The organism is uncultured Cyclobacterium sp. (genome assembly GCF_963976465.1).
GTDB lineage: Bacteria > Bacteroidota > Bacteroidia > Cytophagales > Cyclobacteriaceae > Cyclobacterium.
Map to the genome: position 1 here is coordinate 1 of NZ_CAXBOC010000501.1, position 3,935 is coordinate 3,935.

Annotated in this window: 4 protein-coding genes and 1 pseudogene; all 5 read right to left on the reverse strand. The window is 36.6% G+C overall.

Annotation, left to right across the window (positions count from 1 at the left end; translation table 11 throughout):
- Window positions 1-1,293: pseudogene (locus AAC037_RS21105) on the reverse strand (leucine-rich repeat domain-containing protein); the annotation flags it as partial.
- Window positions 1,280-2,119: a hypothetical protein gene (locus tag AAC037_RS21110; RefSeq protein WP_339905410.1), complete on the reverse strand. Its 840-nt coding sequence runs from the start codon at window positions 2,117-2,119 to the stop codon at window positions 1,280-1,282. The gene AAC037_RS21110 and the pseudogene AAC037_RS21105, both read right to left, overlap by 14 nt.
- Window positions 2,116-2,694, reverse strand: coding sequence for a hypothetical protein (locus tag AAC037_RS21115; RefSeq protein ID WP_014018714.1), 579 nt, complete (start codon window positions 2,692-2,694; stop codon window positions 2,116-2,118). Before AAC037_RS21115 ends, AAC037_RS21110 begins: the two co-directional genes overlap by 4 nt.
- Before the next feature lie 29 nt (window positions 2,695-2,723).
- Window positions 2,724-3,191: a nucleoid-structuring protein H-NS gene (locus tag AAC037_RS21120; protein ID WP_339905411.1), complete on the reverse strand. Its 468-nt coding sequence runs from the start codon at window positions 3,189-3,191 to the stop codon at window positions 2,724-2,726.
- Window positions 3,192-3,550: 359 nt separating this feature from the next.
- On the reverse strand, window positions 3,551-3,935 hold a 385-nt coding region (locus AAC037_RS21125; RefSeq protein ID WP_339905412.1), incomplete at its 5' end, for a TlpA disulfide reductase family protein.

Below are 3,935 nucleotides of genomic sequence, written 5' to 3' on the forward strand. Positions count from 1 at the left end.
TCTATCAGCATACACCCGTTTAATAGATCCAGAACCATTAATAGGATCCAATTGGCTAACTTCCGTACCATTGATATTTACCCGCCAAAGTGAAGGCAAAGATGCCAGAGGAGACAAATCTAATATATTGGTCTCTTCAAGATTTATTTCCTTCAATTGCTTTAGCTCAGATAAAAAGCCAAAATTAATCAGATAGTTGCCTTTAATGTTTAGAACTTTTAGTTGCGTTAAGTTTTTGAGGTTTTCAATATTGTTGAAACCACTTTCCTCCAGGTCTAGGATTTCAATATTTTTAAAATTCTCTAATACGCCAAATCCCATTAAAGGTGTTTTGGCAGCTTTAAAAGTGTTAAGGTTTTTAAGGCTTGTCAATTCATCAATATTGGTCACCTTGGTCCCGGAGATATTAAGGTAAGTTAGTTTATCTGAATACTTAATAAATTGTATATCATCCGTGGGCGTGTTGGAGATATCCAGATAAGAAAGGAAAGTAATATTGCTAATAGGGCTCAGCTCTTTGATCTGAGTACGGCTAATGTCAACGTACTTTAAATCTCTAAAAACGTGAATAGGTGCTATATCTACCAGAAGCTTGTTACCTGATAGGTCTAAGGTATCTAAGGCAGATATCTTATAGAGCATATCCAGCGCTACAGAATCTTCAGTTATGTCAAATTTTTCTCTTAGCAAGGTTTCCCACTCCAAGGAAAGCGTGCTCCACCATTCCAATAGCTCATCATCCCTACTCAGCTTGGTAGTATAAATACTTGCTATTTTTAGTTCATTAGAATCTCGGTCCAGATTAATTTCTACGTACCGAGGTTTTGTGTTTTCAATGCTTTCATTTTCGAGCCCCAGGCCTGTTAAGGTTCTGTCCAGAGATATTTCAAAAAACAACTCATCGTTGTCATTCAATTTAGATTTTACCTCTTTTATTTTGAACTCGAAAGCAGCATCCTTAAAAAAGAATTCAATGTCTTTTAGGTAAGAAACTATACTTTTATTGGTAATAACCTGTCTATCAAGAAGTAAATCATCTTCAATTTGCACATTTTCATCCCTGAATATTTTCTTATAGCTTTCCCTAATTATTACATCTTTGTCCCTGGCAGAGGTTTCACCACTACCCACTGTATTTAGGAAATACTGCAAGAAACGAACCTGATCTTCAGCCTGCTGGCCAAATTCTTTGATTTCCTGTTTGGTATATCCTCCAAGGTCCTGAGCTAGTATCAATGGAGCATTACAAAAAAATAAAATCAGGATAAATGCATTTACTTTAATCCCTGTCATAGATATAGTTCAATATAATTTCTTTGTCACCTTCCTCTAACTTCATCAAATTGGCGATCAACCAACCGGTATTAAATCCGGGTCTATTAAACTGACCTAACTCAAAGTACCATTTGTCAATTTGAAAAAAGTGGAATTTGGTGTCCTTAACTGTTTCAAATTTCAACCTGTTACTTTTTATTTCATAAAGAAATAATGTAAGGTAATCTGGTTGAAAACCATCCGGGGTATAGGACTCCGGTTTTGGGTTGTCTACGATAGCCTTCCTTAGGTTCATAAAACCTAATTCATGGCTTAAAGGGTGAAGAAATTTTTTCTCATCTCCTTTGGGCTTATCAAATACAGCTGTAAAAGGGGGGAAATTGACATTGTCTATAACCCACTCGTATCCCAAACCCTGAGGCTGTAACTTCAAAAACAGTACCACATCTTGTCTTTTACCATTATAGGTAAAAACAGTATTAAGTTCTGCGAACCAGTCTCCGCCGTGAAAATTTAGATATTGGGGGTAAGTTTCGGAAGTAACATGACTTATAAACTCTCTTTTAAGCTCATTGCTAATCCCTGAGGTTTCATTGTCAAAAAGGATATTGATAAAAGATTTTCTAAGGGCAAGATCGTGGTATTTCTCATCCCCGGGGTTATACCTTACATCACCTTCTTTGCTTTCCTCTGCATTAAATCGTCTGAAAAATTGATTGACTTGTTTGGTAGCGGCAGCGAATCTGCCATCATCAACAATCCGGCCGGAGCTATCGAAAGTCTGCCCCGGCGCGGAAAAAATTGATAAGATTATTGTAATTAACGTTGCAAATACTATTCTCATGCTGATGTTTCAGTCACTCTCACATCTCCCAACAACACATCCCAAAACTCAATGGTTCTACCTGAAATCTGGGTTTGTTTTTTCTCCACATAGATGGTTATATCCTTCTTGGTGGTATCTCTATAATTCAATCCGGCTTCCTGAGAAGTACCTTCAAATCTTTGGTATATGGTGATTACACCTACATACCTTCCGTCAGGCTGTCTTTCAAGGTCGGAAATATAGTGGATATCATACCAGCTAATGTTCACTCTATCATAATTTAGTGCCATTAGTCTTTCGAAGTACCTTCTGATTTTGTAATAAGCCACCTCATTGGTATTGACAGAGGAAACGCCCATTTCAGCATCAGGAGCAAATAATTCTTCTGCTCTATCCATTACTCTCGTAGCTTCAGAAAACTGCGTTTCTTTGCTTCCGATGATACTGATATATTTACTTAAATCTTTAACTTTCTCTAAGGCAAGAGAGTCAATTGCTTGCTTTCTTTGAGGACTAATGCTTTCATCCTGAGCGAAAACGGAGATGCTTGTTGCCAGGAAAAAGATAAGCAGGGATGGAATGTATTTTTTCATAATAACTTACTTTCTATTTTTTTATTAAATTATCTTCTTCTTAATTCTAATTCTGTAACTTTTCCTGATCCATCCATTCTGATATCGCTGATAAAGTTTAGATTTTTCTTGGTGTCTTTAAGATAGTTTAGGTACCTCTCTATGGTCGTTGGTTCATCATAGTCTTTTGTACCTGACTCTTCGTGAATTACAATTAAAACAGGGGTATTCTGATTTGAAAACATCCCTAAAGCTTCTCTGATGGTATTGTTAGCACTTTGAACGTTAGAAGCATTTGCTACTGCGTTGAAATAATTTTCTAATTTCCCAACGGCAACTTCCTCTGCTGAGGGCTGAGGTTCCGGTTCTGGTTGAGGGGCGGGTTCTTCCACCGGTACGGGTTCAGGCGCAGCCTCAACCACTTTTTTCTTGCTTTTACAAGCTCCCATAGCTAATAAAACGAATAGCATAACAGTCAGTGACCGCGTCAAGGGGAATTTAAGGTTCCTTTTTTTCATAAGAATTGAATGGTTTTTAAGTTAATGGTAAAGGCCATTCAGAGTGGGGAAAAATTGTAGTTTAATTCCCCAAACTCCAAGGCGTTTACTTTAGGTAGATGATTGTTTTTAAGTATTTTTAAAATTTGCTTCTATTTTAATCTGCACAATTTAAGTAATGAACGGCACTAAAGTTGGTTTGAATTTACTCAGTTTAAAATATCTTCAGTTAATTTTATTAAGTAAAGACTTTCAAATAAAGCTAATAATTTCACAAAATCCACTATTAGCTTATAATTGATTTTATAATCGAATAAAATGCTAATATATCATTATATTCCGAAATTCAGGAATGTTTATTTTAACGGTAATTTCTTCATTTAATCGAATATTTCGGCAAGTTTCCTTTCCAGGGATTTACCCCTCAAATCTTTTGCCATAATATTACCATCAGGGTCTATCATATAGGTAGCTGGTATCGCATTGATCTGATAAGTGGCAGCAGCGGTGGAATTAAAATATTTTAAATCGGAAACCTGCGTCCAAGTTAAGCCATCTTCTTCTATGGCTTTTGTCCACATTTCTCTCGTTCTATCGAGTGATACACCGAATACTTCAAACCCATCTGCTTTGTATTTCTCGTATAGTCTTACCACATTGGGATTCTCATCACGACAAGGCTTACACCAGCCAGCCCAAAAATCCACCATCACGTACTTTCCTCTTAAATCCGAAAGGTTGACAATCTCACCTTCAGGATTGGGC